Here is a 24,383-nt window from a genome sequence, read left to right on the forward strand (position 1 = left end):
GGTCGACGTCAGCCGCGCGCCCGCCGCCACGAGGGGACGACGCCCCGGCTGGTGCCCGGCGAGAAGGGCGCGGTGGTGCCGAGGTCCACGACCACCGCGGGCAGCAGCTCCGTCACTCCCGGAGTCGCGGTGCCGGCGAGCTCGTCGAGCACCAGGTCGACCGCCCGCGAGACCATCTCGTCGCCGGGCAGATCCACCACGGTGACCGGCTGGTCGGCGTGCCGCATCACCGCCTCCGGGGCGATGGTCATGATCGAGCAGTCCTCCGGGACGCGCAGGCCCAGGCCGCTGAGGCGCTGCAGGAACGGCTCGAGCACGCCCGGCCCGTGCGTGACCACGGCGCTCAGGCCGGGGAGCTGCTCCTGCGCCTGCTCGAACCAGTCGTCGACGTCGTCGGTGCTGGGGATGACGGCGCCCCGCACGCCGCGCAGGCGGCACTGGTCGAGGAAGCCCTCGCGGAACCGCAGGGCGAAGGCGTAGCCGCTCTCGTAGGCGTCGGGGCCCATCCCGAGGACCGCGATCTCGACGTGCCCGAGGTCGGCGAGGTGGTCGACGGCGACCCGCGCCGCGCCGTCGAAGTCGAGGTCGATCGCGCTGAACGGGCTGCCCTCGCCCGGGTAGCCGACCAGCGCGGTCGGCAGGCCGATGCTCGCGAGGACCGGCAGCCGGGGGTCGTCCCGGCGGATGTCCATCACGACGAGCGCATCGGCGAGGACGTCGCGCGCGAGCTCCCCCTCGCCCGTGCCCATCATCAGCAGGTCGAAGCCGCGGGCGCGGGCCGCGTACATCGCCGCCCGCACGAAGCGCATGAAGACGTCGACATCGGTCTGCCGCGATTCCGGATCGACGGAGGCGAAGAAGCCGAGGATGTTCGTGCGCCGCAGCGCCAGGGCCCGCGCCATCGGGTCGGGCCGGTAGCCGAGCCGCTCCACGCTCGCGAGCACGCGCAGGCGGGTCGCCTCCGGGAGCTTCTTGTTGCCGGAGAGCACGTAGGACACCGTGCTGCGGGCCACCCCCGCATCGGCCGCGACGTCGCGAATGGTCACCATGGGCTCAGCGTAGTGAGGGCCCGGCGACGGGAGGGCCCGCCGGCGACCCCCTCGACCGGTGGGCAGCAGCGTGCATACCAGGGCGGTCCGGCCGTCCCGCCGTGGGTGGAGAGCCGTCCGCCGCGAGCCGCGCGACGGCGCCGACGGACGCAGGCCGCGGACGAGCAGTCGGTCACGGTTGCGCGTGTATCGACGGGCACGTACGGTCGTCGGGTACCTCGTCGCGAGCCGCGACGTCGGTGCGGCCGCCACACCGGCCGATCCAGCGGCTCGCGGTCACGGGGGCCCCCCGCACGGAAGACGGACTCTTGCGCTCCAGCACCGGTACTGCGTCCACGACGCAGCAGCTGCTCTCGCACTGACGTCCCCCGTGCCCGCCCCTCAGGGGCGAGCCCCTGCTCCCTCGGAGCCCGGTGGTCGTCGTGCGCCGACACCGACCACTGGAGCACCGTGCCCTCCTCGTCCCGCACCACCCCGCCCGCCGTCGTCCTCCACGACTGCACGTTCGCCTGGCCCGACGGCTCCGTCGTCCTCGACCGCGTCACCGCTGCGTTCGGACGCGGGCGCACCGGTCTCGTCGGCGCGAACGGCGCCGGCAAGTCGACCCTCGTCCGCCTCGTCACCGGCGGCCTCTCCCCCACCGCCGGGAGCGTCTCGACGACGGGACCCGTCGACCTGCTGCCCCAGCGCCTCCGGCGAGGGCCCGACGACACCGTCGCCGATCTCCTCGGGATCCGGCATCGCCTGGACGCTCTGCACGCGATCCTCCGCGGCGACGCGGATCCGCGGCACTTCGAGGTGCTCGCGGACGACTGGGACCTCGAGGCCCGAGCGCTCGCCGCACTCGGCGACGCCGGTCTCGACCTGGAGGAGGCGGACCTGCTGCGGCCGGTCGCGACCCTCTCCGGAGGGCAGGCCGTCCTCACGGCCGTGACCGGCGTCCGGCTGCGCGGTCGGCCGATCGCCGTGCTCGACGAGCCGACGAACGACCTCGACCGGCGCTCCCGAGGGCTTCTGCTCGACCTGGTCGACCGGTGGCGCGGGACGCTCGTGCTCGTCAGCCACGACCGGGAGCTGCTCGAGCACGTCGACGAGATCGCGGAGCTGCGCGACGGGGCGGTCCGCACCTCCGGCGGGACGTTCTCGGCGTTCGAGGAGCGGCTCGCCCTCGAGCAGGCGGCCGCGGAGCGCGATCTGCGCGACGCCGACCGGCTTCTCCGCGCCGAGCGGCGGCAGCGCATCGAGGCCGAGACGACCATCGCCCGCCGCGCGCGGGCGGGGGCGCGATCGGCGGAGTCGATGCCCGCGATCCTCGCGAACGCGCGGAGAGGACGAGCCGAGGCGACCGCGGGACGGCTGCGCTCCGGGCACGGGGCCGCGGAGGCGCGGGCGCGCGAGCAGGTCGACGCAGCGTCGCGAGCAGTCCGGGACGACGACCGGGTCCGCCTCGACCTGCCGGACCCCGGGGTCGCGGCCGGGCGCCGGCTGGCGGAGGTGACGGTGCGCGGCCGGACGACGGTGCTCCAGGGGCCGGAGCGGATCGCCGTGGTCGGCGCGAACGGGACGGGGAAGACGACCCTGCTCGAGCACCTCGTCGGGGCGCCGGGTGCGCGGGAGCATCCGCTCGCCGGCACCACGGCCCGAGCGCTGACGGAGCGGGTCGGCTGGCTCCCCCAGCGCCGCGAGGGACTCCTCGACGAGGAGGCCACCGTGCGGGAGCACGTCTCCCGGGCCGCGCCGGATCGTCCTGCGGTCGAGCTGCGGAACGCCCTCGCGCGGCTCCTGGTGCGCGGCGACGTGGTCGATCGGAGGATCGCGTCGCTCTCGGGCGGCGAGCGGTTCCGCGTCGCGCTCGCCGGGCTCGTGCTGGCGCAGCCGGCTCCGCAGCTGCTCGTGCTCGACGAGCCGACGAACGACCTCGATCTCGCCACGACCGACCACCTCGTCGACGTTCTCGCCGCCTGGCGGGGCGGCCTGGTCGTCGTCAGCCACGACGAGGCGTTCCTCGACCGGCTCGGACTCCACTCCCGAGTGGTGCTCGACGCGGAGTGACGGCTGGTCCCCCGGCCCCCGGCGGTTCTGGCCTCGACCGGGCCCCTGCCGCCGGGGAGACTGTCCGGGCCCCTCCCGCCCTCAGCGAACGGACCGACGTGCTCACCGGACTCAGCGCCTTCCCCCTCACACCGCTCCGCGACGACAGCATCGACGAGCGGTCGTTCGCCGCTCTCGTCGAGCGGCTCGCGCGGGCGGGAGTCGACTCGATCGGCGCCCTGGGCTCGACCGGCTCGGCTCCGTACCTGGACCGCGGCGAGCGCCGGCGCGCCGCCGAGATCGCCGTCCGCGGCGCCGGCCCGGTGCCGGTCGTGGTCGGGATCGGGGCGCTGCGCACCTCGCAGGTGCTGGCGCTCGCCGAGGACGCGCAGAGCGCCGGAGCGAGCGCGGTGCTCCTGGCGCCGCTCGGCTACCAGCCGCTGACGGACGAGGACGTGCTGGGGCTCTACGAAGACGTGACGGCTCAGCTCTCGGTGCCGCTCGTCGTGTACGACAACCCCGGGACGACGCGCTTCTCCTTCTCCGACGACCTCTACGGGGCCGTCGCCCGGCTGCCGCAGGTCGCCTCCCTCAAGATCCCCGGCGTGCCGGAGGGACCGGGCGCCGCGGCGGCGCGCGTCAGCGAGATCCGGGCGCGGGTGCCGGAGGGGGTCACCGTCGGGGTCTCGGGGGACGCCGCGGGTGCGCGCGGGCTGCTCGGCGGCTGCGACGCCTGGTACTCGGTGATCGGCGGCATCTTCCCGCGGACGGCGCTGTCGATCGCCCGGGCGGCGCAGTCGGGCGATGAGGCGGCCGCGATCGCGGGATCGGCACGCCTGCAGCCCGTCTGGGACCTCTTCGCGGAGCACGGCGGCAGCTACCGCGTGGTCGCAGCGATGGCGGAGCAGCTCGGTCTCGCCGAGGCGCGCTGCCTCCCGCGTCCGGTCCGCGGGCTCGGTGCACGGGCGCGGGCCCGGGTCGCGGAGGTCCTGGCGGAGCTGGGGCCTGTGCTGGAGTGATGCTCGGGCGGGTCGACGGGAGGACGGCTCGGACGGCGTGGTCGTTCCGGACAGCTGGAGGGGCGGGCCGGGGATGTCCCCGACCCGCCCCTCCGGCGGAGCACGCGACCTCAGCAGGCCTTGGACGCGCGGTAGGTGTTGCGTCCCGCCGCCACGAACAGCGCGTCGAGGACTCGGGCCTTGCCCGGCGCCACGGAGTAGCAGCTGCCGTCGAAGTCGGCGATGATGTCGGCCTTGCGCTCGACCGTGCTCGACCCGCAGTTGCGGAAGACGAGAGCGCGCTGGCGCAGGACGCCCTCGGGTCCGAGGGTGGCGCCGGTGGCCACCTCCTGGGCTCCGCACGCGTAGTTCCCGGCGCTCACGTACTGTCCGTTCGCGACCTCGGCCGCGGAGGCGGGCGTCGCGACAGCGACGACGCCGACGGAGGCGATGGCGCCCGTGAGGGCGAGGGTGGCAAGAGTTCGTCGAAGAGTCATGGTCGTTTCTCCTTCTGCTTCTCGGTCCCTTCACGCTGGCACCGGTCCGCCGACGAGCGCGAGGAACCTGGGAGCCTTCACACCGGGGGGCCAGACCGGTGCGGGGAAGTGCTCCCGAACGGGGCGAAAGGGTCGGAACCGGCGGGGCGGACGATCAGGAACGGGCCTCTCCTTCGCCTCCTGAGCGCCTCGATCCGCCGCCGATGCGGTCGCCGAGCCGCCGACCGTTCCGTCCGTGCGGCGTCGTCCCTCCGCCGTCCCGCGACTGGCGCGCATCGACGGGTCGTCCGGCCGGTCCTCCGGCTAGCGTTGCAGGCACACCCCCCGCCGACCCGGACCGCTCCGCCGACCTCGTCGGTTCGCGGTCCCTGCACGAGGAGCCCCCGTGTCCCCCGACGATTCAGCAGTACCCCCCTCTCGAACTCCCGGCCTCCGGCGGCGCGCCGTCATCGGCGGCGCCCTCACGGGTGCTCTCGCTCTGGGCGCGGCGACGCTCCCGGCCGCCTCCGCCTCCGCCTCCCCCGTGCCCGGCCTGCCCGGGGAGAGGACCCGCACGATCAACGTGAGGACGAAGAACCGCGGCGTGCTCTACGACGTCCTCACGGTCTCGATCGCGGGCGACCTCGCGCGGATCTTCGTGCCGCAGACGGTGAAGCCGCGGCAGGCCGCAGCGGTACCGGTGATCTGGTTCATCCACTCCGCGCAGGCCGACCACACCTCGCTGTCCAGCGTCTTCGCGTACCCGGCCGAGCTCGCCGTCGAGCGGGGCGCCATCGCGATCTGCCAGACGCTCGGCGGAACGATCTGGACCAACGACACCGCGCAGAAGCACCAGCGGAACGGCTACGCCTACCTCTCCGGCCAGTTCCCGATCGCCGCCAGCTACCTCTGGGCGATGTCGGCCGGCGGCGCGCTCGCCTGCGAGGACTACGGCGCGCGGGTCTTCCCCGGCATCAACGGCGTCTACCTGGTCAACGGCGTCTACGACCTCCGCGACACCCACGACCGCACGACGCGGGGCCGCTTCTCGATCGGCGGTGCCTTCGGCGGCAGCACCGCTCAGATCGACTCCCACAACCCGAAGCGGCTGCCCGCCTCCGCCTGGGCCGGCGCGAACATCCGCGCGGTGGTGTCCGACACGGCCCACCCGGACCCGAGCGTGCCGCCGGCACTGCACGGGCTCGCCCTCGTGAAGAAGGCGACGGCCACGGCCAGGGAGGCGACCGTCCGGACGCACGCGCTCGGCCACAACGCACCGTCGTGGGTGAACCAGGACGGCATCGACGCGATCTTCCGCTGGCACGCCGGGCTGGCCGCCGCGCCGGCGCCGTCGGCGACGCCGACCCCGACGAAGACCCCCGTCGTCCGCCCGTCCACCGCGGGCCGCTGGGACTTCGACCAGGCGGACGCCCCGTACGCGGGAGAGCCGGGGTCCCCGTTCCGACCCCGCTGAGCGGTCCGGACGCGACGGCGTCCCTCGGGATGCGCTGACCGTCACGGGCCCGCGGCGGGAGCGCTCGGCCGCAGTGAGACCGGGCCTACGTCCCCTCCGCGGAGCTCCGCGGCGCCCTCTTCCGGACAGGGCCGCTAGAGGACATTGTCAGCGGCGGGACGGCCGTGCCACGGTTCGAGGACGGCCGATGAGGGCCGTCCCGATCGAAGGCAGCACATGCGCTCCAGCACCGTCCCTCGTCCGCCCGCCGTCCAGGACGGCACGTCGCAGCCGCGGGATCCAGGAGCGGCGCGGCGGCTCCGGCGGGGTCTGCTCGGGTTGACCGCGGCCGTCGCGCTCCTCGTCGGCACCGCCGTTCCTCTCGCGGCGGTCGCCGCTCCGTCCGCCCCTGTCCTCGGGGTGGCGGCCTGGGGAAGCGGCACCGACGGGAAGACCACGGTCCCGGCCGGGGTCGAGGGCGTCCTCTCCCTCGCCGCGGGCCGGACCCACAGCCTCGCCGCGAAAGGCGACGGCGGGGTCGTCGCCTGGGGCCGCGGGTCGTACGGGCAGACCAGCGTCCCCGACGGTCTCACGGGGGTCGTCGCGGTCTCCGCCGGCGACTACAGCAGCCATGCGCTGAAGAGCGACGGGACCGTCGTCTCCTGGGGCTACGACGGCGACGGGCAGGTGTCGAGGAGTGCCGCGCTGACCGGGATCGTCGCGATCTCGTCCTCCCGCGACAACAGCCTCGCGCTCGGCAACGACGGCACCGTCACGTCGTGGGGCAGCAACGGGCTGGGCGAGGGCCTGGTCCCGGCCGGCCTCGGAGGCGTCACTGCCATCGCCGCGGGCCAGCGCCACAGCCTCGCCGTGTCCGGCGGGAGGGTGGTCGCCTGGGGCTGGGACCTCTACGGGCAGACCGACGTCCCCGCGGGGCTCGAGGGCGTGGTGGCCGTCGCGGCGGGAGAGACCCACAGCCTCGCGCTGAAGGAGGACGGCACCGTCGTCGCCTGGGGCGCGAGCTCCGACTCGGTCGTCGTCGACTACGGCCAGACCACGGTGCCGGAAGGCCTGTCCGGGGTCGTGGCGATCGCCGCCGCGTCCGACTACAGCCTCGCGCTGAAGGGCGACGGCACGATCGTCGGCTGGGGCCGGAGCTCGGCCGGGCAGCTGCAGTCACCCGCCGGCCTCGCCGGCACGACGGCTCTCGCAGCCGGACCCGATCACGTGCTCGCCCGGGGCCCGCGTCCGGTCCTGACGGCGGATGCTCCTCCCGCGTCCGGGCCGCTCGGAGCGGCCGCCTCGTACACCTTCGCGGCCGACCGCCCCGCCTCGTTCGCGATCGCCTCCGGCTCACTCCCCGACGGCCTGACCCTCAGCGCGTCCGGGCTCCTCTCCGGCACGCCGACGACCGCGGGCACGTCCACCTTCGCCGTCTCCGCGCGGAACCCCTTCGGCGCCACCGTCGGAACCCCGCACACGTTCGCCGTGGCGGAGACGACGGTCGCGCCGACCCTGGCCGGCGACCCGCCCGCCGCGACGGTGGGCACCCCGTACGACTTCGACTACAGCGTGACGGGCACACCGGCGCCGACGGTCTCGCTCGTCTCCGGAACGCTCCCCGCCGGCCTGAGCCTCGATGATCGTGGCGGCCTGACCGGGACGCCGACCGCCGACGGACGCTCCACCTTCACCCTGCGGGCCTCGAACGCTGCGGGGAGCGCGGAGACCACCAGCACCGTCGTCGTCTCCCCCGCCGCCGCTGCACCGGCGATCTCCGGCACCCCCGGGCCGGGCGTCGTCGGCACCCCCTACGACTTCGGCTACACCGTCTCCGGCTTCCCCGCGCCGTCGGTGGCCGTCTCCTCCGGTGCGCTCCCGTCCGGCCTCACCCTGACTCCGGCCGGGCGCCTGACCGGGACTCCGTCCGCGCCGGGCACCTTCACGTTCACGCTGGCGGCCCGCGCCGGCACCGCCTCCGCGGGGACCACCAGCACCGTCACCGTCTCGTCGCCGACGGTCGCGCCGACCCTCTCCGGGACGGTCGCGGCCGGCGTCGTCGGCTCGGCCTACGACTTCCGCTACGCGGTGAGCGGCACGCCCGCTCCGTCGGTCTCCCTGGTCTCCGGCGCACTGCCCGCCGGACTCACCCTCGACGCGACCGGGCGCCTCTCCGGGACGCCGACCACGGCCGGGACCACCACCTTCAGCATCCAGGCCGCGAACTCGGCGGGCACGGCTCGGGCGACGAGCACGCTGACGGTCTCGCCGAAGCAGGTCGCGACGAAGGCCGATCTGCGCGTCGACCTCTCCGGGCCGGCCTCGGCGGTGAAGGGGAGGACGCTCACTTACACCCTCATCACGACGAACGCCGGTCCGGCTGCGTCTGGGTCGGTCTTCTCGCAGGTCGTCCTGCCCGCGAGCGTGCAGTTCGTCTCGGCGACCGGCTCGTACACCAGGGTCGGGAACGTCGTGGTGTTCCAGCGGGCCGGCCTGGCGGACGGGCGGACCGTGTCGGAGAAGATCACGGTGAGGGCGGCCGTCTCGGGCACGGCGACCGCGCTGGCGGCGGCGTTCTCGACGAAGACGCCCGACCCGTCCATCCGCAGCAACGCGGACACGGCGAGCACGACGATCCGCTGACCGCGGGAGCGTGACGGCGGGCGGTCCCTCGAGGGCCGCCCGCCGTTGTCGGTGCGGGAGCGTCGAGGTCCGCCGCGTCCGCGCCTCGTCTTCGACCGCTAGCCGGCCCGAGGGCGGTAGAAGCGCACGACCGGGAGGGCAGCCGTCGGAGCCTCGCGCACGACGATCTCGAGGCGCTGGACCAGGGCCGGGACGGTCGGCGTGGTCTCGAGCCGGCACTCGAGCTCTCCGTCGCGGCCCGGCAGGAGGAAGGCCGCCTGCGCCGCGGAGGCGCTCCAGAGCAGCCGCTCCACCAGCGGCCTCGCGGTCGGGTCCTCGGCGAGCCCGCCGATCTCCGCGATCGCCGTGGCGAGGCGGCGGGCGCGCACGTCGGCCGGCACATCGCTCAGCAGGTTGGGGCTGAACAGGGCGCCGCTGCCCGGCTCCCCCGCCCGGGTGAGGTCTCCCGCGACGATCGCGGCCTCGACGGCGGCGGCCGCGGCGAGCGTCGACGGGAGGAGGGTGATGGTCCGCGCCGGCGGAGCGGTGTCCTCGAGGGCGGCGCGGAGGAGTCCCGTCGCGGCGGCGGCGAGCTTCGCCCCGTTCGCGGTCGCGAAGACCACGGCCCCCAGGCCCGACTCCAGATGCCAGCGCATGTTCGACGACCAGCCCGGCAGGCCGCCGGAGTGGTGGGCGATCCCGCCGAAGCGGACGTCGTGCTCGACGACGAGGCCGAACCCGTACGCGGAGCCGTCGAGCGTGCTCTCGACGGCGCGAGGGCTCAGCGCGGGGACCGGCGTCCAGCCGCGCTGCATCTCGCGGCGGGAGGCGCGGCTCAGCACCGGGTCGTCGTCCGCGCCGTCCTCGCCCTCGAACGCGGAGGAGAGCCAGCCGCTCCAGCGGGCGATGTCGCCGACCGTGCTGAACATGCTCGCGGCGCAGGCGCCCGCTCCGGTGCCGGTGACGGGGCGGGGCACCCAGGTCGCTCCGTCGTCGAAGGTGCTGAAGCCGGCCGCGAGGTCGGTGCCGTCGGGGTAGTCGCCGCTGTCGTAGCGGGTGTCGTGGAGGCCGAGCGGCTCGAGGATCGTCCGCGTCGCGAAGGACGGGAAGTCCTCCCCGGTCACGTTCTCGACGAGCACGCCGAGCAGCCAGAAGCCGATGTTGGAGTACTGGTAGACCTCACCCGGCCGCTCCGTGAAGGTCAGCCCGCGGCTGACGACCTCGAGGAACTCCTCCCGCGTCAGAGCCATGACGTCGTCGGCCCAGCCGTTGTCCTCCGGGAGCCCCGAGCAGTTGCTGAGGAGCATCCTGACCGTCACGGGCAGCGGCCGGCCCGCGGAGTCGAGCGGGTCGGTGAACTCCGGCACGTGGTCGGCGACGCGGTCGTCGAGGCGGAGCAGCCCGCGGTCGCGCAGGATCAGCACCGCCGCCGCCTCGAAGCTCTTCGACATGGAGGCGATGCGGTGCACGGTCCCGGGCCCGGGAGCGGCGCCGTCGAGGCGGTGCTCGCCGCGGCCGTGGTTGACGAGCAGCCCGGTGCGGTCGAACAGGGCCCAGCTCACCGAGGGGGCCGGCGGCGCCTCCCCGTCGAACCACCGGGCCAGCCGGTCCTGGAGCGGCGGGGAGAGGAGCGTCGGCGGAGGGAGCGTCATGCCCTCATCCTCCCGCACGCGGCACAGGCCGCCGCGGTCCTGCGGGTCACCGCGGGAGGACGCCGTCGGGGCTCAGCCAGTCCGGGCGGCTCCCCTCGACCGCGTCCAGGACGTCCTCCTGCGGGCCGGTCGCCGATCTCCGCGGCGACGGCCGCTCCGGCGGGCTGACGGGTCCCGGCGAGAGCCCGAGCGACCGCCGGCACCTGCGAGCCGGACGAGGAACTTCTCAGGTCCTCTTGCGTGTCGCAGGCGCGGAACCTAGTTTTGTCGAACCGGTTCGAAGCACTGTTGCTCCGACCCCGGACCGACGCCCGCCGTCGTCCGGCCGGCTGTCCCCACAGAAAGTGACCAGCGTGACAACGATGTCCTCCCCGAGGCGCGGCACCCGCTCCCTCGCCCTCGCGCTGAGTGCCGCGACACTCGCCGCCCTCGCCGTCGCTCTCCCGAGCGCCGAGTCCGCCTCCGCGGCCGACACCTCCGTCCCCGCCGACGCGCTCATCCTCCAGTACGACTTCGAGCAGGGGCAGGTGTCCGGATCCACGGTCGCCGACCTCTCGTCGAAGAAGCTCGACGGCACCGTCGTCAACAGCGCGAGAGCGACGTACGTCGCGGGTCGGAAGGCCGGTACGACCGCGATCGACCTTCCCGGGGGCGCGGCGGACTCGACCTCCGCGCCGTACCTGACCGTGCCGAACGGGCTCTTCCAGGGCGTGACGCAGACCACCGTCTCCGCCTGGACGAAGTGGTCCGGCACCGGAGGCTTCCAGTGGCTGTGGTGCCTGGGCATCAGCCCCGACGCCGCGTCGGCCTTCGCTCCGTCGTTCGACGGCGGCAGCGCCCGCGCGATCATCAAGCAGCTGAAGGACGGCGGCGAGACCGGAGTCTCCAGCTCCTCGCCGCTGCAGAAGGACCAGTGGGTCAACGTCACCGCGACGATGGACGGCACGACCGTGACCCTGTACCTCAACGGTCTGCAGGTCGCGACGGCTCCCGCCTCCGTCGATCTCGCGAAGCAGCTCTACTCCGCCTCCGCCTCCAAGAGCGGCAACATCGGCCGGGCGCTCTGGAACGTGCACCCCTACTTCGACGGAGCGATCGACGACTTCCGCGTCTACAACCGGGCTCTGACCGCCGCTCAGGTCCGGGGTCTGGCGGGCGACGCCGCGCCGGCCGTCACCGGCGTTCTCTCGACGAGCGTCGCGGTCACCACCGGCATCGGCGTCGCGCCGGCCCTGCCGGGGGTCCCCGCCACCTACTCCGACGGCGTGAACCGCGACGCCCCGGTCACCTGGGAGAGCGTCCCCGCCTCCGCGTACGCGAAGCGCGGCACCTTCACCGTGAAGGGCACCGTCACCGGCCTCGGCACCGCGGTCACGGCGACCGTCACGGTGCGCGCACTCGACGAGATGACCATCGACCTCGGCACGAGCACCGGGGAGTTCATGGGCGGCGCGTCCGGCACCCTCTACGGGGTCTACGGCGAGGGCCTCCCCTCCGACAACCTCCTCGAGGGGATCGACCTGCGCACGGTCTCGACCAAGGCGCAGGACGGGCCGCAGCATCCGGGCGCGGACGCGTTGAGCGTCGCGAAGGCCGTCGCCGACACCTCGGACGGCGACACCTACATCTACATGACGGACATCTACCGCGGCTTCCCCTACGAGTGGCCGGGCAGCACTCCCCAGGAGAAGCTGGCCGACTACCAGGCGAAGATCGCCACGCAGGTCGACCAGGTGCTCGCGCTCCCCGAGGAGTACCAGGACAACATCGTGTTCGTGCCGTTCAACGAGCCCGAGGGCAACATGTTCGGCAACGGGAAGTGGAGCTACGACGGGAAGAGCTGGCTGGAGGACCCGACCGCGTTCTTCGCGGCCTGGGACAGCACCTACGCGCTGATCCGCGACAGGATGCCCGACGCCCGCATCGCCGGACCGAACACCAGCGTCCTCTACGACCAGGTCCGCGGGTTCATGACCCACACGCTCGAGCAGGACACCGTCCCCGACGTGATGACCTGGCACGAGCTGAGCGCCCCGGGTGAGATCCGCACCAACGTCGACCGCTTCCGGGCCTGGGAGGACGAGCTGTACGCGGGCACGTCCTACGCCGGGAAGCACCTGCCGGTGAACCTCAACGAGTACGCCTTCAACTACCACACCTCCGTGCCCGGCCAGATGGTCCAGTGGATCAGCGCGCTCGAGGACAAGAAGGTCGACGGCGACATCGCCTACTGGAACATCGACGGCAACCTCTCCGACTCCGCGGTGCAGGCCAACCGCGCCAACGGCCAGTGGTGGCTCCTCAACGCCTACGCCTCGATGACCGGCGACACCGTCGCGGTCACGCCGCCCAAGCCCGGCCAGAGCTACACCCTCCAGGGCGTCGCGACCCTCGACACCGCGGCCAAGCAGGCGAGAGCCCTCTTCGGAGGCGTCGGCGGCTCGCAGAAGGTCGCGTTCGAGCGCATCCCGGCCGCCACCTTCGGCTCGAAGGTCCACGTGGAGGTCAGCGAGATCCGCTGGACCGGCCAGGTCGGCGACTCGGGAGCCCCGCAGACGGTGAAGGAGTTCGACGCGTCCGTCGTGGACGGCGCCCTCTCGCTGGACTTCGGCGGATCCCTGCCCGCGCTCGACGTCGACTCCGCCTACGAGGTCGTCCTGACCCCGGGCGCCAACGCGTCGTCGCCGTCCGCCTCGCCCGTCGACTTCCGCCAGAAGTACGAGGCCGAGGACGCCCGCTACACCGGATCGCGGAACCTCAACGGACCCGAGGGCTCGCCGACCAACGTCGGCGGCTTCTACACCTCGGGCGGACGCAACGTGGGCGGGATCCGCACCGGCGGTGACCTGAAGCTCGACTTCGCGGTCACCGTCCCGAAGGACGGCGAGTACGACCTCAGCGTCTTCGCCAACTCCCTCAACACCTACGCCGCCAACGCCCAGCAGGGTCCGATCAACGCGTTCCTGAGCGTCGACGGCGCTGCGGAGCAGGAGATCCTCCTTCCGCTGGCCTACAAGTTCGTGGTCTGGGACCACGCGGACACGAAGGTGAAGCTGACCGCCGGCACCCACACGATCTCGCTCGCCGCGAAGAACCTCGCCGGCACGAAGTCGACCGTGGGCGACGCGATCGTCGACAAGATCGAGCTCTCCCTCCCCAGCGCGGCCGTCGCGACCTCGATCCACGAGGCCGAGACCGGCACGCTCGACAACGGAGCGACGGCCGACTACTCCCGCGCCGGCGTCTCCGGCTCGGGCACGGCGAAGCTCACCAGCGGCGCCTCCACCACCGTCTGGGGCTACTCCGCGAAGGACGCGCCGTCTTCCGTGACCGTGGACACCCTGGGCGGCGGCACCGGCGACCTCTACGTGAACGATGTGAAGGTCGGGCCGGTGGGCGCGAGCTCGACCCGTCAGGTCTTCCTCTCGGGCGGCGTGAACAAGATCGAGGTCGTCGGCACGAGCGGCACGCTCCTCGTCGATCGGATCGTCATCGGAGCGAGCGCGAACCCGCCCGCGACGACGAGCTATGAGGCGGAGGCGGCCACGATCACCGGCCCCGCCACGGTCCGCGATCTGTCCTTCGCGTCGGGCGGCAAGGCCGTCGGGAACATCGGGGGCGGACGCGACGGCGACTCGACCCTGACCTTCGGCGACGTGAAGGCCGAGCAGGACGGGACGTACGCGCTCACGCTGCGCTACTCCAACGAGGAGCAGTCCCCCGCGACGCACTACAACCCCGACCCGCTCGCCCGCCACGCGGACATCACGGTCAACGGAGTGACGCAGCGCGTGCTCTTCCCGCACACGTTCCACCAGAACCAGCTGTGGGACCTGAGCGTGCCGGTCACGCTCAGGAAGGGCTCGAACACCATCGCGATCACCTCGAAGGAGCTCCCGGGCTTCGACGGGACGACCTACCTCTCCGACACCTTCCCCGGCGTCCTGCTCACCTCGCAGTACGCGCCCAACATCGACAGGATCTCGGTCACGCCCTTCGTCGGGCGGACCACGGGCCTGACGGTGAGCGGCACGGCGGCCTCGCGCTGCACCGCGGGGAAGGTCACGATCACGGGGACGGCGACCAACACCAGCGCGGTCGCCGCTGACGTCACGATCGGCTCGGCCTGGGGCACGAAGACCTTCACCGGGGTCGCTCCCGGCAAGACGGTCTCAGCCGCCTTCAGCACCCGCGCTGCGAGCGTCGGAGCCGGCGCTCTCGACGTGCGGATCGCGGGGACGGTCGACGGCGCTGCGGCGAGCGGATCCACGGCACCGGCCTACGGTGCGGCGCGCTGCGGCTGATCCGTCCAGAACGCCCTGACGCGGCCGGGCACCTCGTGCGCCCGGCCGCGTCGGCGTGTCGTCGGGACCGGAGGTTCCCCGACGGGGACGAGCGCGCCGTGGACGAGCAGAGCGCCGGAGCCGCAGCGTCCGATCCTCGCTCCGGGGACGCGGCGCCCGAGTTGCGTGCGCCGCGCCGCACTGCCACTCTCGACACGGTTCGAGCGGGGGTGGAGATGGCCACGATCGGAGACGTCGCGAAAGCGGCAGGGGTCTCTCGCAGCACGGTGTCGTACGTCCTCTCCGGCAAGCGCAGCATCTCCCCCGAGACGCGCAAGCGCATCGAGGACGCGATCGCCGAGCTCGACTTCACGGTCAACGCCGGAGCACGGGCGCTCGCGACGCGCCGCACCATGGCGCTGGGCCTGCTCGTCCACTTCGACCCGGACGAGTTCGCGCCCGCGATGGTCGAGTACGTCCTCCCCATCACGGCCCGCGCCCGCGAGCTCGGCTACGACGTGCTGCTGGCCACCGAGGCCGACGGGGCGGCTGCCGTCCGCCGGCTCACGCGCTCCGGTCAGGTCGATGGACTGATCCTCCTGAGCGTGGCGGACGACGACGACCGGCTGCCCGTCCTGCGCGCCTCGCGGCGGCCCGGTGCCGCCCTCGGCGTGCCCGCGGACGCCTCCGGGGTGGACGTCTTCGACCTCGACTTCGGCGACGCGGCCCGCCTGCTGATCGAGCACCTGGGCGCCCTCGGGCATCGGAGCATCGGTCTCGTCACCCCTCCTGATCGTGTCTTCGACCGCGGAGGGACCTACGGGCTCCGGTTCCGCGAGTCGGCTCTCGAGACCGCCGGTCGGCTCGGGATCGAGCTGGTGCTGCGCCCTGCCGCCACCGCCGCCGACGCCGTCGAGCCGATGGTCACGGCGTTCCTCGACGACAACCCCGGTGTCACCGCGCTGGTCGTCCACAGCGACCGGACCATCGCGATGCTTCCCGCGATCCTGGGCCGACGCGTTGTCGCCGTGCCCGGGCAGCTGTCCGTCGTGAGCCTGTACTCGGCCGAGTTCGCCCGCGACTTCTCGCTCCCCTACAGCTATGTCGAGACAGGAGCCGCCGAGCTCGGCGCGCACTTGGTCGACACGCTCGTCGAGCGGATCGAGCAGCCGTCCCGCGGCGAGGAGCCGTCGATCCGCCTCCTGCCCGCGCGTCTCGTCGACCGCGGGAGCGCCCGCGCGGTCTGAGGACCGCTCCGGAGCCCCCGAGGCCCGGTCAGAAGCGCGAGGCGACCTCGTAGAGGACCTCGTCGTCGCCCGCGTAGACGCCGTCGCGCCGCGGCCAGTGCGCGATCACGTCCGTGAAGCCGAGCTCCTCCGCCCGGCCGGCCATGTCCTCGAACCGGGCGACGCTCTCGAGGGAGTAGTCGCTCCCGGAGTCGAGCGAGAGGTGGCGCTCGACGGTGCGCGGGTCGCGCCCGGCCGCCTCGAGCGCCGCGTCGAGCCGCCGGGAGAGGGACGCGACCGCCCGCCACCACTCCTCGCTCGACACTCCCTCCGGGCCGGTGGTGACCCAGCCCTGCCCGCGATCGGCGACGAGCGCGAGGCCCTTCGGCCCGTTCGCGGCGAGGACGAACGGGACGCGGGGGCTCTGCACGGGCTCGCCCACCATGCGCGCCGAGCGGGCGGTGAACCACTCCCCCTCGAGGTCCACTCCGCCCGAGCCGGGCTCCTCGAAGCGCAGCAGCGCGTCGAGGGCTGTGACGAACTCGGTGAAGCGCTCGTGCCGCTGCCGGGGCGAGTAGTCGGGCTGCCCGAGCACGCGCGCGTCGAAGCCCGTGCCGCCCGAGCCGACCCCGAGGATGGTCCGACCGCCCGAGATCTCGTCCAGCGTCGCGATCTCCTTCGCGAACGGCACCGGGTGGCGGAAGTTCGGGGAGGCCACGAACGTGCCCAGGCGGAGCGTCTCGGTCACCATCGCGGCAGCGGTGAGGGTGGGGACGGTCGCGTGCCACGGCTGGTCGGCGAGGGAGCGCCAGGAGAGGTGGTCGTAGGTCCACGCGTGGTCGAAGCCCAGGCCCTCGGCCGACTGCCACTTCCGGCGGGCCTCGGCCCACGGGTCCTGCGGGAGGATGACGATGCCGTGTCGCATCGTCCGAGTGTACGAGCGCCGTCGGGTCAGAGCGCGGCGGGCGGCACCGGGGGCGGATCGGGCACCTCGTCCACGACCGAGCGCGGGACCATCAGGGTCGGCATCCGCACGCGCAGGCGCAGCGGTTCCCGCTCCGACGCGCCGAGCAGCTCGCGGGCGGCGCTCCGCACCTGCCGGGCGAGCGCCGGGTGCACGGCCCCCGGATCCTCGAACGCGGAGACCAGCTCGCGCAGCACTCGGGTGGTGCTCCGCGGGTCGCCGTCCTGCCTGGGCATCGGATCGGCCCCTCACTCTCGGCACGGCCGTCAGGGTCCCGGCGGTGCAGCGGATGTCTCGCGCCGACGGTAGGGCCGGGGACGGCGCCGTGGCACTGAGGTTGACAAAGGGAGGACCCGGCGGATCGCGGTGCGCGGGGTGCGATCCGGGCGAGGGCGGTCCTGCTGGGGATCGACGGCCACCGCCGGGAGAACCCGCTTCCCACGATCGCGCCCGTCCGGTCGCGGCTGCTCTCGGGGCGTGATCACGACGACGGAGCGGGTGGACGACTGGGTCGAGGGCTGGTGCCGGGCACGCGGCGTGCAGCGCGTCCGCGAGGACGGGGTCTGGCTGGTCGATGTCGGAGCGGAGTCGCGCACGCGGGAGCGGATCCTGGTCGATCCGTCGCCCTCCGCGCTGCAGGCGGGCGCCGAGCGGGTGGCCGGGCCCCAGGAGTGGCTGACGGTCATCGGCCTGGGCGACGAGAGCCTGATGGCGGCGCTCCTCGGCCCGGGCCGCACCGCCGAGGGTGCCCTGCTCGCGGGAGCCGTGCTCGAGGCCGCCGACGGAGTGGCGAGCGTCCGGCTGCTGGTCGACGGAGTCGTCGCCGCTCAGGGCACCGCCGCCGTGCACGGGACGGTCGCGGTCCTGGACCGGATCGAGACCGATGCGCGGTTCCGCCGACGCGGGCTGGGACGGCGGGTCGTCGACGCCCTCACCGCCTGGGCCCGGTCCGAGGGTGCACGGAGCGGTCTCCTCGTCGCCAGCACGGACGGCCGCGCCCTCTACCTCACCCTCGGCTGGGAGGTGGTCGCGCCGGTGCGCATCTGGCGCGGGGCCGCACTCCGAGATCCGGGACAGGGCTGCGCGGCCGCCGGGCGATGATCCCCCGCCGTACGGCCCTCCGGGAGCGCACGTCCGCCTGAGTACGGAATTCCGCGCAGCGCATACAGGCGGCGGAGAACGGCGGAGCAGCCGTGAAGCGGCCGCCCGCCGATCTGTATTCAGCCGATAACACCACCCTCGAAAGAGGGACGCCCGCTATCGCTCGAACGGCCTTGTCCGAGAAGCGGATCATCCGCTTCTCGGACTCGTGTCACCGCCCTCGGATCGTCAGCCGAGAGCGCCCTTCTCGGCCGAGTAGAGCTGCTTCACCTGCTCCGCGGTCAGCGCCCGGTCCCACACCCGCAGTCGGGCGAGGGAGCCGGCGAAGCGGTTGATCATCGTGCCGTCCCGGCCGACCGCTCCGACCACGAAGTCGCCCGGAGCCGCGTTGAGGCCGTCGGGGTAGACGTAGGGGTTCTTGGCGTAAGTCGCGCCGAGCTTGTCGGTGTACACCGGATACGCGGTGGCGGCGCCGTCGAGGTACGAGACCGCGACTGCGCCGTCATACGTCCCGACGTGCAGCTGCCACACGCCGCGCGTGATCCGGCGGGGCTCCACCGAGTAGTCGCGCGAGTACGGGTAGCCGGGCGTCGGCCCGCCGAGCTTCGAGACGTGCATGCACACGCGCTCCCAGCCGCCGTACTCGGGGAGGTTGTTGAACAGCGCATAGGAGCGCAGCGGCCCGACCGTCGACTCCTCCCAGACGCCCGCGATGCAGGCGCCGTCCGCGTCGGAGTTGAGCACCCACACCGCGATCGTCACCTGGCCGGTCGAGGCGCCCAGGTTGAGCGGGCCGACCTCGTCCTTGGGGACGACCAGGTGGTCCGTCGTCCCGTTGAGGGCGACTCCGGTGCCGAACGGCGTGGCGACGGCGCGGGCGGAGGAGCCCGCGCCCTGCCGGAGCGCCGGAGCGCCCGCGACGGCCGAGGCGAAGGGGGCGGCGCTCTCGGCGAAGGACCACTCCGCGATCGGCGTGGGCACGGTGACCGTGGGGACCGGAGCGGCGTCGCCGACCACGAACGCGTCGAGGATCAGGTTGGTGCCGCTCGAGGCCGGGTTGCGGCCGCTCCCGCGGCGGATGGTCACCGTGTGCGGCCCGGCCGCGAGCTGTCCGCTGCTCCAGACCGTCTGCTTCGACCGCGTCGCGGCGCTGTAGCGGTCGACGGACGCGACTTTGACTCCGTCGAGCTCGACCTCGTTGATGCCGGACGAGCCGGTGAGGCGGCTGATCCAGCTCACGCTGGTACCCGTGAAGGCGAGGGTGGCGGAGGCGCCCGCGGTGGTCGAGTAGGCGATGCTGCCGCCGCTGTCCGTGCTCGCCTTCAACGTCGACCAGGTGCCGGTCGTGACGATCGGGGCGGCGCCGTTCTCGTAGGTGCCCGCTCCGGGCAGCGTCGTCGCCGGCGGAGGCGTCGCGTCGCCGACCACGAAGGAGTCGAGCAGCAGGTTGGTCCCGGTCGAGGCCGGATTGCGGCCGCTCCCCCGGCGGATCGTCAGCGTGTGCGGCCCGGCGGCGAGCTGTCCGCTGCTCCACACCGTCTGCTTCGAGCGGGTGGACGCGCTGTAGCGGTCGACGGAGGCGACCTTCACACCGTCGAGCTCGACGTCGTTGATCCCGGAGGACGACGTGAGTCGGCTGATCCAGGCGATGCTCGTGCCGGTGAAGGCGAGCGTCGCGGAGGCGCCGGAGCTGGTCGAGTAGGCGATGCTCCCGCCGCTGTCCGCGGTGGCCTTCAGCGTCGTCCAGGTGCCGGTGGTGACGATCTGCGCGGCGCCGTTCTCGTAGGTGCCCGCGCCGGGCAGCGTGGACACGGGTGGCGTCTCGGGCTCGGGCTCCGTCTGCGGCACGGGGCCCTCGGTGATCCAGCGCTGGAAGGTGTCGAGCATCTCCTTGTTGGTGAAGCTCGGGACCTTGTGCCCGTCGGTGCTCTCCCCCGGGTGGGTGCGGACCGTCGCCTCCTTCGCCAGGGGCAGGGCCGCGGCGTGGAGGGCGGCGCCGTGCAGGGCGAACGGCACGACCTTGTCGTCGGGCGATCCGGTGATCCTCAGCCGCGCACCGCGCCACACCGACGCGGGCAGCCGCGCCGGGTTGGTGGCGGCGATGGCCGCGGCGTCGGCGTACTCGGGGCCGATCCGGTCCGGTTCGCTCGCCGCCCGCTCCTCCATGTCGTAGGAGCTGTTGCAGAGGTACGCGCCCCGGATGTTCGGCACCATCCGCTTCCCGTAGGCCCAGGTCAGAAGCGGCCCGCCCCCGGAGTCGGAGCGCAGGAGGCTCGCGTCGATCCGCCATACCGACGAGGCCCAGGCGGCGACAGCGGCCTGGATCTCGATCGCCCGCGGGCTCGACCAGATGCTGCCGCCGTAGGTCGGGCAGATGCTGACGATGCCGCGGTCCACGGCGAGGTCGGCCGAGTACGCGAAGGCGCTCGAGAGCGCCGTGTGGGTGCCGTTGCGGGCGTGGTAGTACCAGAGCATCGATGCGCCCCTGGTCTGCGACGGAGGCGTCGCGTGCGGCACGAACAGGCGCGCCCGGTCCCCCGCGACGACGACGTCGATGATCTCGTAGCGCTTCCCGCCCGTCTTCGACGTGGCGGTGGACAGGCGCGAGACCTCGCCGGGCAGTCGGGGCACCGCGGTGAGGTCGCCGGCCGCGAGGGCCGGCGTCGCGAAGGCGATCGCGCCCGCGCCGGCGACGGATCCGGCGAGGATCGTGCGGCGGGAGAGAGCGGAGAGGGCCTTGACGCCCGATCGGGAGCCGGTGCGGGAGGAGTCGGCGGAGTCGCCGACGGCAGTGTCCTGAGGAGTCACGGAAGAGAGAGCCTTTCCGATCGTCACCGTTCCGGGTACACCGATCGAAAGAGGAGGAGAAGGCGTTCAGTGAACGAGCGGCAGCGCTCGCGTTACTGATGCGGATCACCTTCTCCTCGAGAAGGAAAGGGAAGCCGGATCAGGCTAACAGAGGGGATGAGAAGGGGTTCAGTATTTCTACCCACCGTTTCATCGACCGGAGGAGAATGGGCGAGGAATCGCTTATCCGGCCGCTTATCGTCCCTTTTCCGGTGACACGACGCGTGCTGGACACCGCCGTCTGGCAGGATGCCCCCGTGTCGGAGACGGGTCGGCTGCAGCGGGGCGGCGCCCTCCCCGTGCTCCTCGTGTTCCTCCGCCTCGGGCTGACCTCGTTCGGCGGGCCGATCGCGCACCTCGGCTACTTCCGCGAGGAGTTCGTGGTGCGCCGCGGCTGGCTGACCGATCGCGCGTACGCCGACCTCGTCGCGCTGTGCCAGTTCCTCCCGGGACCCGCGTCCAGCCAGGTCGGGATGGCGGTCGGCCTGCAGCGCGCGGGACTCGCCGGACTGGTCGCCGCGTGGTGCGGATTCACGCTCCCCTCGGCGATCGCCCTGGTCCTCGTCGCCGGGCTCGTCGCCGGTGCGGGCGACGTCGCCTCCGCCGGCTGGCTCCTGGGCCTCCAGGCGGCGGCGGCCGCGGTCGTCGCACAGGCCGTGCTCGGGATGGCGCGCTCGCTCGCACCGGACCGCCGCCGCGCGACGATCGCCGGCGCAGCGGCTGTCGCCGTCCTCCTCGCCCCGGAGCCCGCGCTGCAGGTGGCGGTGATCGCGGCGGCGGGCCTCGCCGGCGTCCTGTGGCTCCGCCGTGAGGAGGCGGCTCCGGACGACGGCCCGGGCTTCGCGGTCCGGATCCCGACGGCGATCGCGGTCTCGGCGCTCGCCCTCTGGGGACTCCTCCTGGCCGGCCTCCCCCTGATGGCCGCTCTCACCGGCGAGGGAGCGGCGGGTCTCGCCTCCGTCTTCTACCGCGCGGGCGCTCTGGTGTTCGGGGGCGGCCACGTCGTGCTGCCTCTGCTGGAGGCGCAGACGGTCGGCGCCGGCATGGTCGGGCAGAGCGAGTTCCTGGCCGGATACGGGGTGGCGCAGGCGGTGCCCGGCCCGCTCTTCACCTTCTCCGCGTTCCTCGGCGCGGTGGGCGCGGGGACGCCGGACGGTGTCGCGGGGGCGGCGATCGCGCTGGTCGCGATCTTCCTGCCGGGCGCTCTGCTCGTGGTCGGCGTGCTCCCGTTCTGGCAGCGGCTGCGGCACCTGCCGGTCGCGCAGAGGGCGCTGGCCGGCGTGAACGCCGGCGTGGTGGGACTGCTCGGCGGCGCCCTCTACGACCCGGTGCTGACCGAGGGCATCGGCTCGACCGGCGCTCTGGCGCTCGCGATCGGCGCCTTCGTGGCGCTGACGCGCTGGACCGTGCCCCCGTGGATCGTCGTCCTCGCCGCCGCGGGCCTCGGCGCCCTGCTCCTCTGACTCCCTCCGGGGACGACGATCCGGACCAGCCCTGGCAGTCTGGACGCATGAGGGCTCGGGGGACGACAGCAGCAGTGGCGACGACGGCAGCGGCGGGGCTCCTGCTGCTGGGCGGGTGCACCGCCGGCGGCGGGGCCGAGGCGGGCGCCACGGCGTCCGCGCCCGCCTCGCGGACGCCGAGACCCGCCATCACCGACCTGATCACTCCGAGCCCGACCCCCTCCGCTCCGGCGACCGCCGAGCCGGTCGGAACCGTCGTCGACGCCGGGCCGGTCGGCGAGGGAGTCCCCGCTACCGTCTCGGGCACCGGCCCGGCCGACGTGTCGTTCCAGCGGCAGGGCGAGTTCGCGGTCGTCCTGAGCCTGGACTGCTCGGCCTGCACCGGCACGGCGATCGTCACCGCCGCGGGCCGGATGACGCCCTTCGGCGAGGCCGCCGCCCCGATGACGGGGTCGTTCCTGACCGGGATCTTCCGCGACGACCCCGTCGAGCAGCAGGTGATCGTCCGAGCCGACGGGCCGTGGACGCTCGGCCTGCAGAGCTGGAACGACCTCGCGACGGTGAGCGGTGCGCAGTCCGGCACCGGCCCGGCCGTCCTGTTCTTCTCCGACGACGTCCCGCGCGTGACGGTCGACTACACGCCCGCGGGTCCGGACGACTCGTTCTCCGGCCGCGTGTTCACGACCTCCGATCAGCCGCAGCTGTTCGGCGACTCCGTCGCCTTCTCCGAGGTGTTCGAGGCCGACCTGCCCGGCGTCATGGCCGTCCAGACCGAGGGGACCTGGACCGTCACGCCGACGCCCTGACCCGGGGTCGCGACGCGCCGGCCGCGGAGTCGGGGAACGGGCGCCCATCGGCCCAGACCCGCTGCACGCGGAGCGACGCGTCGAGCAGGACGACGTCGGCGCGGTACCCGGGGGCCAGCAGGCCGAGGTCGCCACGGCCGAGCACGCGGGCGGGAACGGCGGTGAGGGCGGCGACGGACGCCTGCAGCCCGAGCCGGCCGGGCCCGACGGCCCGCCGCAGGGCCTCCTCCTGCGTGAGCGTGGATCCGGCGAGCACAGCGGTGCCCGCGAGCCGGGCGACTCCGCCGAGCACAGCGGTGCCCGCGAGCCGGGCGACTCCGCCGAGCACCTCGACGTCGAGCGGGCCGAGGCGGTGCACTCCGTCACCCGCCCCGGCCGCCGCCATCGCGTCGGTGACGAGCGCGATCCGCCCGGGAGCCGCCGCGAACGCGAGCCGCACCACCTCGACGTCCACGTGCCGGCCGTCGAGGATCAGCTCGAGCGCGACCCGCTCGTCCCCCAGGGCCACCGGGATCGGGCCCGGGGAGCGGTGGCCGATCCCGGGCATGGCGTTGAACGCGTGCGTGACCAGCCGGGCTCCGCGGTCGAACGCGGCCCGCGCCTGGTCGGCGTCCGCCTCGGTGTGGCCCACCGCGACCACCGTGCCGGCGCCGGCGAGCCGCTCCACCGCGGCGAGGGCTCCCGGCAGCTCGGGCGCGAGCGTGATCTGCGCGAGGCGTCCGCGGGCGGCGTCCAGCAGCCGGCCGACCGCGCCGGAGGAGGGGTGCACGAGAGCCGCGGGGTCGTGCGCTCCCCTGCGCGAGGGCGCGAGGAACGGGCCCTCGAGGTGCGCGCCGAGCACGAGCGGGTCGGTGGCTGCGAGGGCCGAGACCGCGTCCAGAGAGGACTCCAGCTGCTCCAGCGGCGCCGAGACCAGGCTGACCAGCGAGCGCGTGGTGCCACGGGAGCGGTGCAGCGCGAGGCCCGCGCGGATCGCCTCCGCTCCTCCGTCGAAGCCGTGACCGCCCCCTCCGTGCACATGGAGGTCGAGGAAGCCCGGGACAGCGGTGAGGCCCCGCGCGTCGTGCAGCTCCGCCCCCTCCGCCTGCGCCTGCCAGCCGGTGCCGGTGCCGGTCGCCGTGATCGCGCCGTCCCGCGCGAGGAGCCAGTGGTCCTCCACCGTCCCGGCCGCGTCGACCTTCCGTGCGCTGTGGATGATCAGCGCGGCGTGCGCCATGCGGTCGTCTCCTGGGTGTCGGTTCCGGATCGGCGGGGACTCCGCCCCCTCCCGACGATGGCACAGCCCCCGCCGGTCGCGCCGGTCCGACACCGATCACTGCGCCACCCCGAACGCATTCCGCGCCTCCGCGTCACGAACAGGGACCTCGCGCGTCTCCTGTGCATGCCTCCCCTGGACACCCGAACCCCCGCCC

General features: G+C 73.8%; 16 protein-coding genes. 9 read left to right on the forward strand and 7 right to left on the reverse strand.

What is annotated here, in order from left to right:
• Window positions 1-8: 8 nt before the first annotated feature.
• Window positions 9-1,049: a LacI family DNA-binding transcriptional regulator gene (locus C5C50_RS05685; protein ID WP_104222050.1), complete on the reverse strand. Its 1,041-nt coding sequence runs from the start codon at window positions 1,047-1,049 to the stop codon at window positions 9-11.
• A 450-nt stretch (window positions 1,050-1,499) separates the two neighbouring features.
• Between C5C50_RS05685 and C5C50_RS05690 the strand changes: the two genes are divergently transcribed.
• Entirely contained in the window at window positions 1,500-3,101 is a 1,602-nt protein-coding gene (locus C5C50_RS05690) for an ABC-F family ATP-binding cassette domain-containing protein (protein ID WP_104246832.1), read from the forward strand.
• Between the two features lie 98 nt (window positions 3,102-3,199).
• Entirely contained in the window at window positions 3,200-4,099 is a 900-nt protein-coding gene (locus C5C50_RS05695; protein ID WP_104222054.1) for a dihydrodipicolinate synthase family protein, read from the forward strand.
• A gap of 110 nt (window positions 4,100-4,209) precedes the next feature.
• Here the strand turns inward: C5C50_RS05695 and C5C50_RS05700 are convergent, their stop codons facing one another.
• Window positions 4,210-4,575 carry a hypothetical protein gene (locus C5C50_RS05700; protein ID WP_104222056.1) on the reverse strand — a complete coding sequence of 122 codons (366 nt, stop codon included), beginning with the start codon at window positions 4,573-4,575 and terminating at the stop codon, window positions 4,210-4,212.
• A gap of 385 nt (window positions 4,576-4,960) precedes the next feature.
• Here C5C50_RS05700 and C5C50_RS05705 point away from each other — a divergent pair, with 385 nt between their 5' ends.
• Window positions 4,961-6,028 (forward strand): hypothetical protein, encoded by a 1,068-nt coding sequence (locus tag C5C50_RS05705; RefSeq protein ID WP_104246834.1) that lies wholly within the window; start codon window positions 4,961-4,963, stop codon window positions 6,026-6,028.
• A 216-nt stretch (window positions 6,029-6,244) separates the two neighbouring features.
• Entirely contained in the window at window positions 6,245-8,650 is a 2,406-nt protein-coding gene (locus C5C50_RS05710; protein WP_104273070.1) for a putative Ig domain-containing protein, read from the forward strand.
• Between the two features lie 98 nt (window positions 8,651-8,748).
• Here the strand turns inward: C5C50_RS05710 and C5C50_RS05715 are convergent, their stop codons facing one another.
• The gene (locus C5C50_RS05715) at window positions 8,749-10,281 is read right to left on the reverse strand and encodes a serine hydrolase (protein WP_104273071.1); all 1,533 of its coding nucleotides are present in this window, start codon (window positions 10,279-10,281) and stop codon (window positions 8,749-8,751) included.
• Between the two features lie 362 nt (window positions 10,282-10,643).
• Between C5C50_RS05715 and C5C50_RS05720 the strand changes: the two genes are divergently transcribed.
• Both C5C50_RS05720 and C5C50_RS05725 read left to right on the forward strand, forming a co-directional pair.
• Window positions 10,644-14,585, forward strand: a complete 3,942-nt coding sequence (locus C5C50_RS05720; RefSeq protein ID WP_104273072.1) for a LamG-like jellyroll fold domain-containing protein — start codon at window positions 10,644-10,646, stop codon at window positions 14,583-14,585.
• Between the two features lie 215 nt (window positions 14,586-14,800).
• Complete coding sequence (locus C5C50_RS05725) at window positions 14,801-15,811, forward strand: LacI family DNA-binding transcriptional regulator (protein ID WP_104273081.1); 1,011 nt, start codon at window positions 14,801-14,803, stop codon at window positions 15,809-15,811.
• 28 nt (window positions 15,812-15,839) lie between these two features.
• On the opposite strand, the gene C5C50_RS05730 is transcribed toward C5C50_RS05725, so the two are convergent.
• The gene (locus C5C50_RS05730) at window positions 15,840-16,715 is read right to left on the reverse strand and encodes an LLM class flavin-dependent oxidoreductase (RefSeq protein WP_104273073.1); all 876 of its coding nucleotides are present in this window, start codon (window positions 16,713-16,715) and stop codon (window positions 15,840-15,842) included.
• Between the two features lie 26 nt (window positions 16,716-16,741).
• Window positions 16,742-16,990, reverse strand: coding sequence for a hypothetical protein (locus C5C50_RS05735; protein WP_146076891.1), 249 nt, complete (start codon window positions 16,988-16,990; stop codon window positions 16,742-16,744).
• 241 nt (window positions 16,991-17,231) lie between these two features.
• On the opposite strand from C5C50_RS05735, the gene C5C50_RS05740 reads away from it, so the two are divergent.
• Window positions 17,232-17,855 carry a GNAT family N-acetyltransferase gene (locus C5C50_RS05740; RefSeq protein WP_104273074.1) on the forward strand — a complete coding sequence of 208 codons (624 nt, stop codon included), beginning with the start codon at window positions 17,232-17,234 and terminating at the stop codon, window positions 17,853-17,855.
• Window positions 17,856-18,083: 228 nt separating this feature from the next.
• Here the strand turns inward: C5C50_RS05740 and C5C50_RS05745 are convergent, their stop codons facing one another.
• Window positions 18,084-20,663 carry a LamG-like jellyroll fold domain-containing protein gene (locus C5C50_RS05745; RefSeq protein WP_104273075.1) on the reverse strand — a complete coding sequence of 860 codons (2,580 nt, stop codon included), beginning with the start codon at window positions 20,661-20,663 and terminating at the stop codon, window positions 18,084-18,086.
• 296 nt (window positions 20,664-20,959) lie between these two features.
• Between C5C50_RS05745 and chrA the strand changes: the two genes are divergently transcribed.
• Together chrA and C5C50_RS05755 are read left to right on the forward strand one after the other, a co-directional pair.
• Window positions 20,960-22,165: a chromate efflux transporter gene (chrA, locus tag C5C50_RS05750; RefSeq protein WP_258067683.1), complete on the forward strand. Its 1,206-nt coding sequence runs from the start codon at window positions 20,960-20,962 to the stop codon at window positions 22,163-22,165.
• Window positions 22,166-22,212: 47 nt separating this feature from the next.
• A complete protein-coding gene (locus C5C50_RS05755) occupies window positions 22,213-22,971 on the forward strand; it encodes a hypothetical protein (RefSeq protein WP_146076890.1) in 759 nt (252 codons plus the stop codon).
• On the opposite strand, the gene C5C50_RS05760 is transcribed toward C5C50_RS05755, so the two are convergent.
• Window positions 22,955-24,187: an N-acetylglucosamine-6-phosphate deacetylase gene (locus C5C50_RS05760; RefSeq protein ID WP_104273077.1), complete on the reverse strand. Its 1,233-nt coding sequence runs from the start codon at window positions 24,185-24,187 to the stop codon at window positions 22,955-22,957. The two genes, C5C50_RS05755 and C5C50_RS05760, sit on opposite strands and share 17 nt — an antisense overlap.
• Between the last annotated feature and the right edge of the window lie 196 nt (window positions 24,188-24,383).

It is taken from the genome of Rathayibacter sp. AY1D9, from assembly GCF_002932395.1.
In the GTDB taxonomy this organism is placed as follows: domain Bacteria; phylum Actinomycetota; class Actinomycetes; order Actinomycetales; family Microbacteriaceae; genus Rathayibacter.

Excerpts from the sequence above, each read along its gene's own strand:
- C5C50_RS05760 (WP_104273077.1), bottom strand. The coding sequence starts at position 24,187 with ATGGCGCACGCCGCGCTGATCATCCACAGCGCACGGAAGGTCGACGCG.
- C5C50_RS05700 (WP_104222056.1), bottom strand. The coding sequence starts at position 4,575 with ATGACTCTTCGACGAACTCTTGCCACCCTCGCCCTCACGGGCGCCATC.
- C5C50_RS05725 (WP_104273081.1), top strand. The coding sequence starts at position 14,801 with ATGGCCACGATCGGAGACGTCGCGAAAGCGGCAGGGGTCTCTCGCAGC.
- C5C50_RS05720 (WP_104273072.1), top strand. The coding sequence starts at position 10,644 with ATGTCCTCCCCGAGGCGCGGCACCCGCTCCCTCGCCCTCGCGCTGAGT.
- C5C50_RS05715 (WP_104273071.1), bottom strand. The coding sequence starts at position 10,281 with ATGACGCTCCCTCCGCCGACGCTCCTCTCCCCGCCGCTCCAGGACCGG.
- C5C50_RS05685 (WP_104222050.1), bottom strand. The coding sequence starts at position 1,049 with ATGGTGACCATTCGCGACGTCGCGGCCGATGCGGGGGTGGCCCGCAGC.
- C5C50_RS05710 (WP_104273070.1), top strand. The coding sequence starts at position 6,245 with ATGCGCTCCAGCACCGTCCCTCGTCCGCCCGCCGTCCAGGACGGCACG.
- C5C50_RS05730 (WP_104273073.1), bottom strand. The coding sequence starts at position 16,715 with ATGCGACACGGCATCGTCATCCTCCCGCAGGACCCGTGGGCCGAGGCC.
- C5C50_RS05755 (WP_146076890.1), top strand. The coding sequence starts at position 22,213 with ATGAGGGCTCGGGGGACGACAGCAGCAGTGGCGACGACGGCAGCGGCG.
- C5C50_RS05735 (WP_146076891.1), bottom strand. The coding sequence starts at position 16,990 with ATGCCCAGGCAGGACGGCGACCCGCGGAGCACCACCCGAGTGCTGCGC.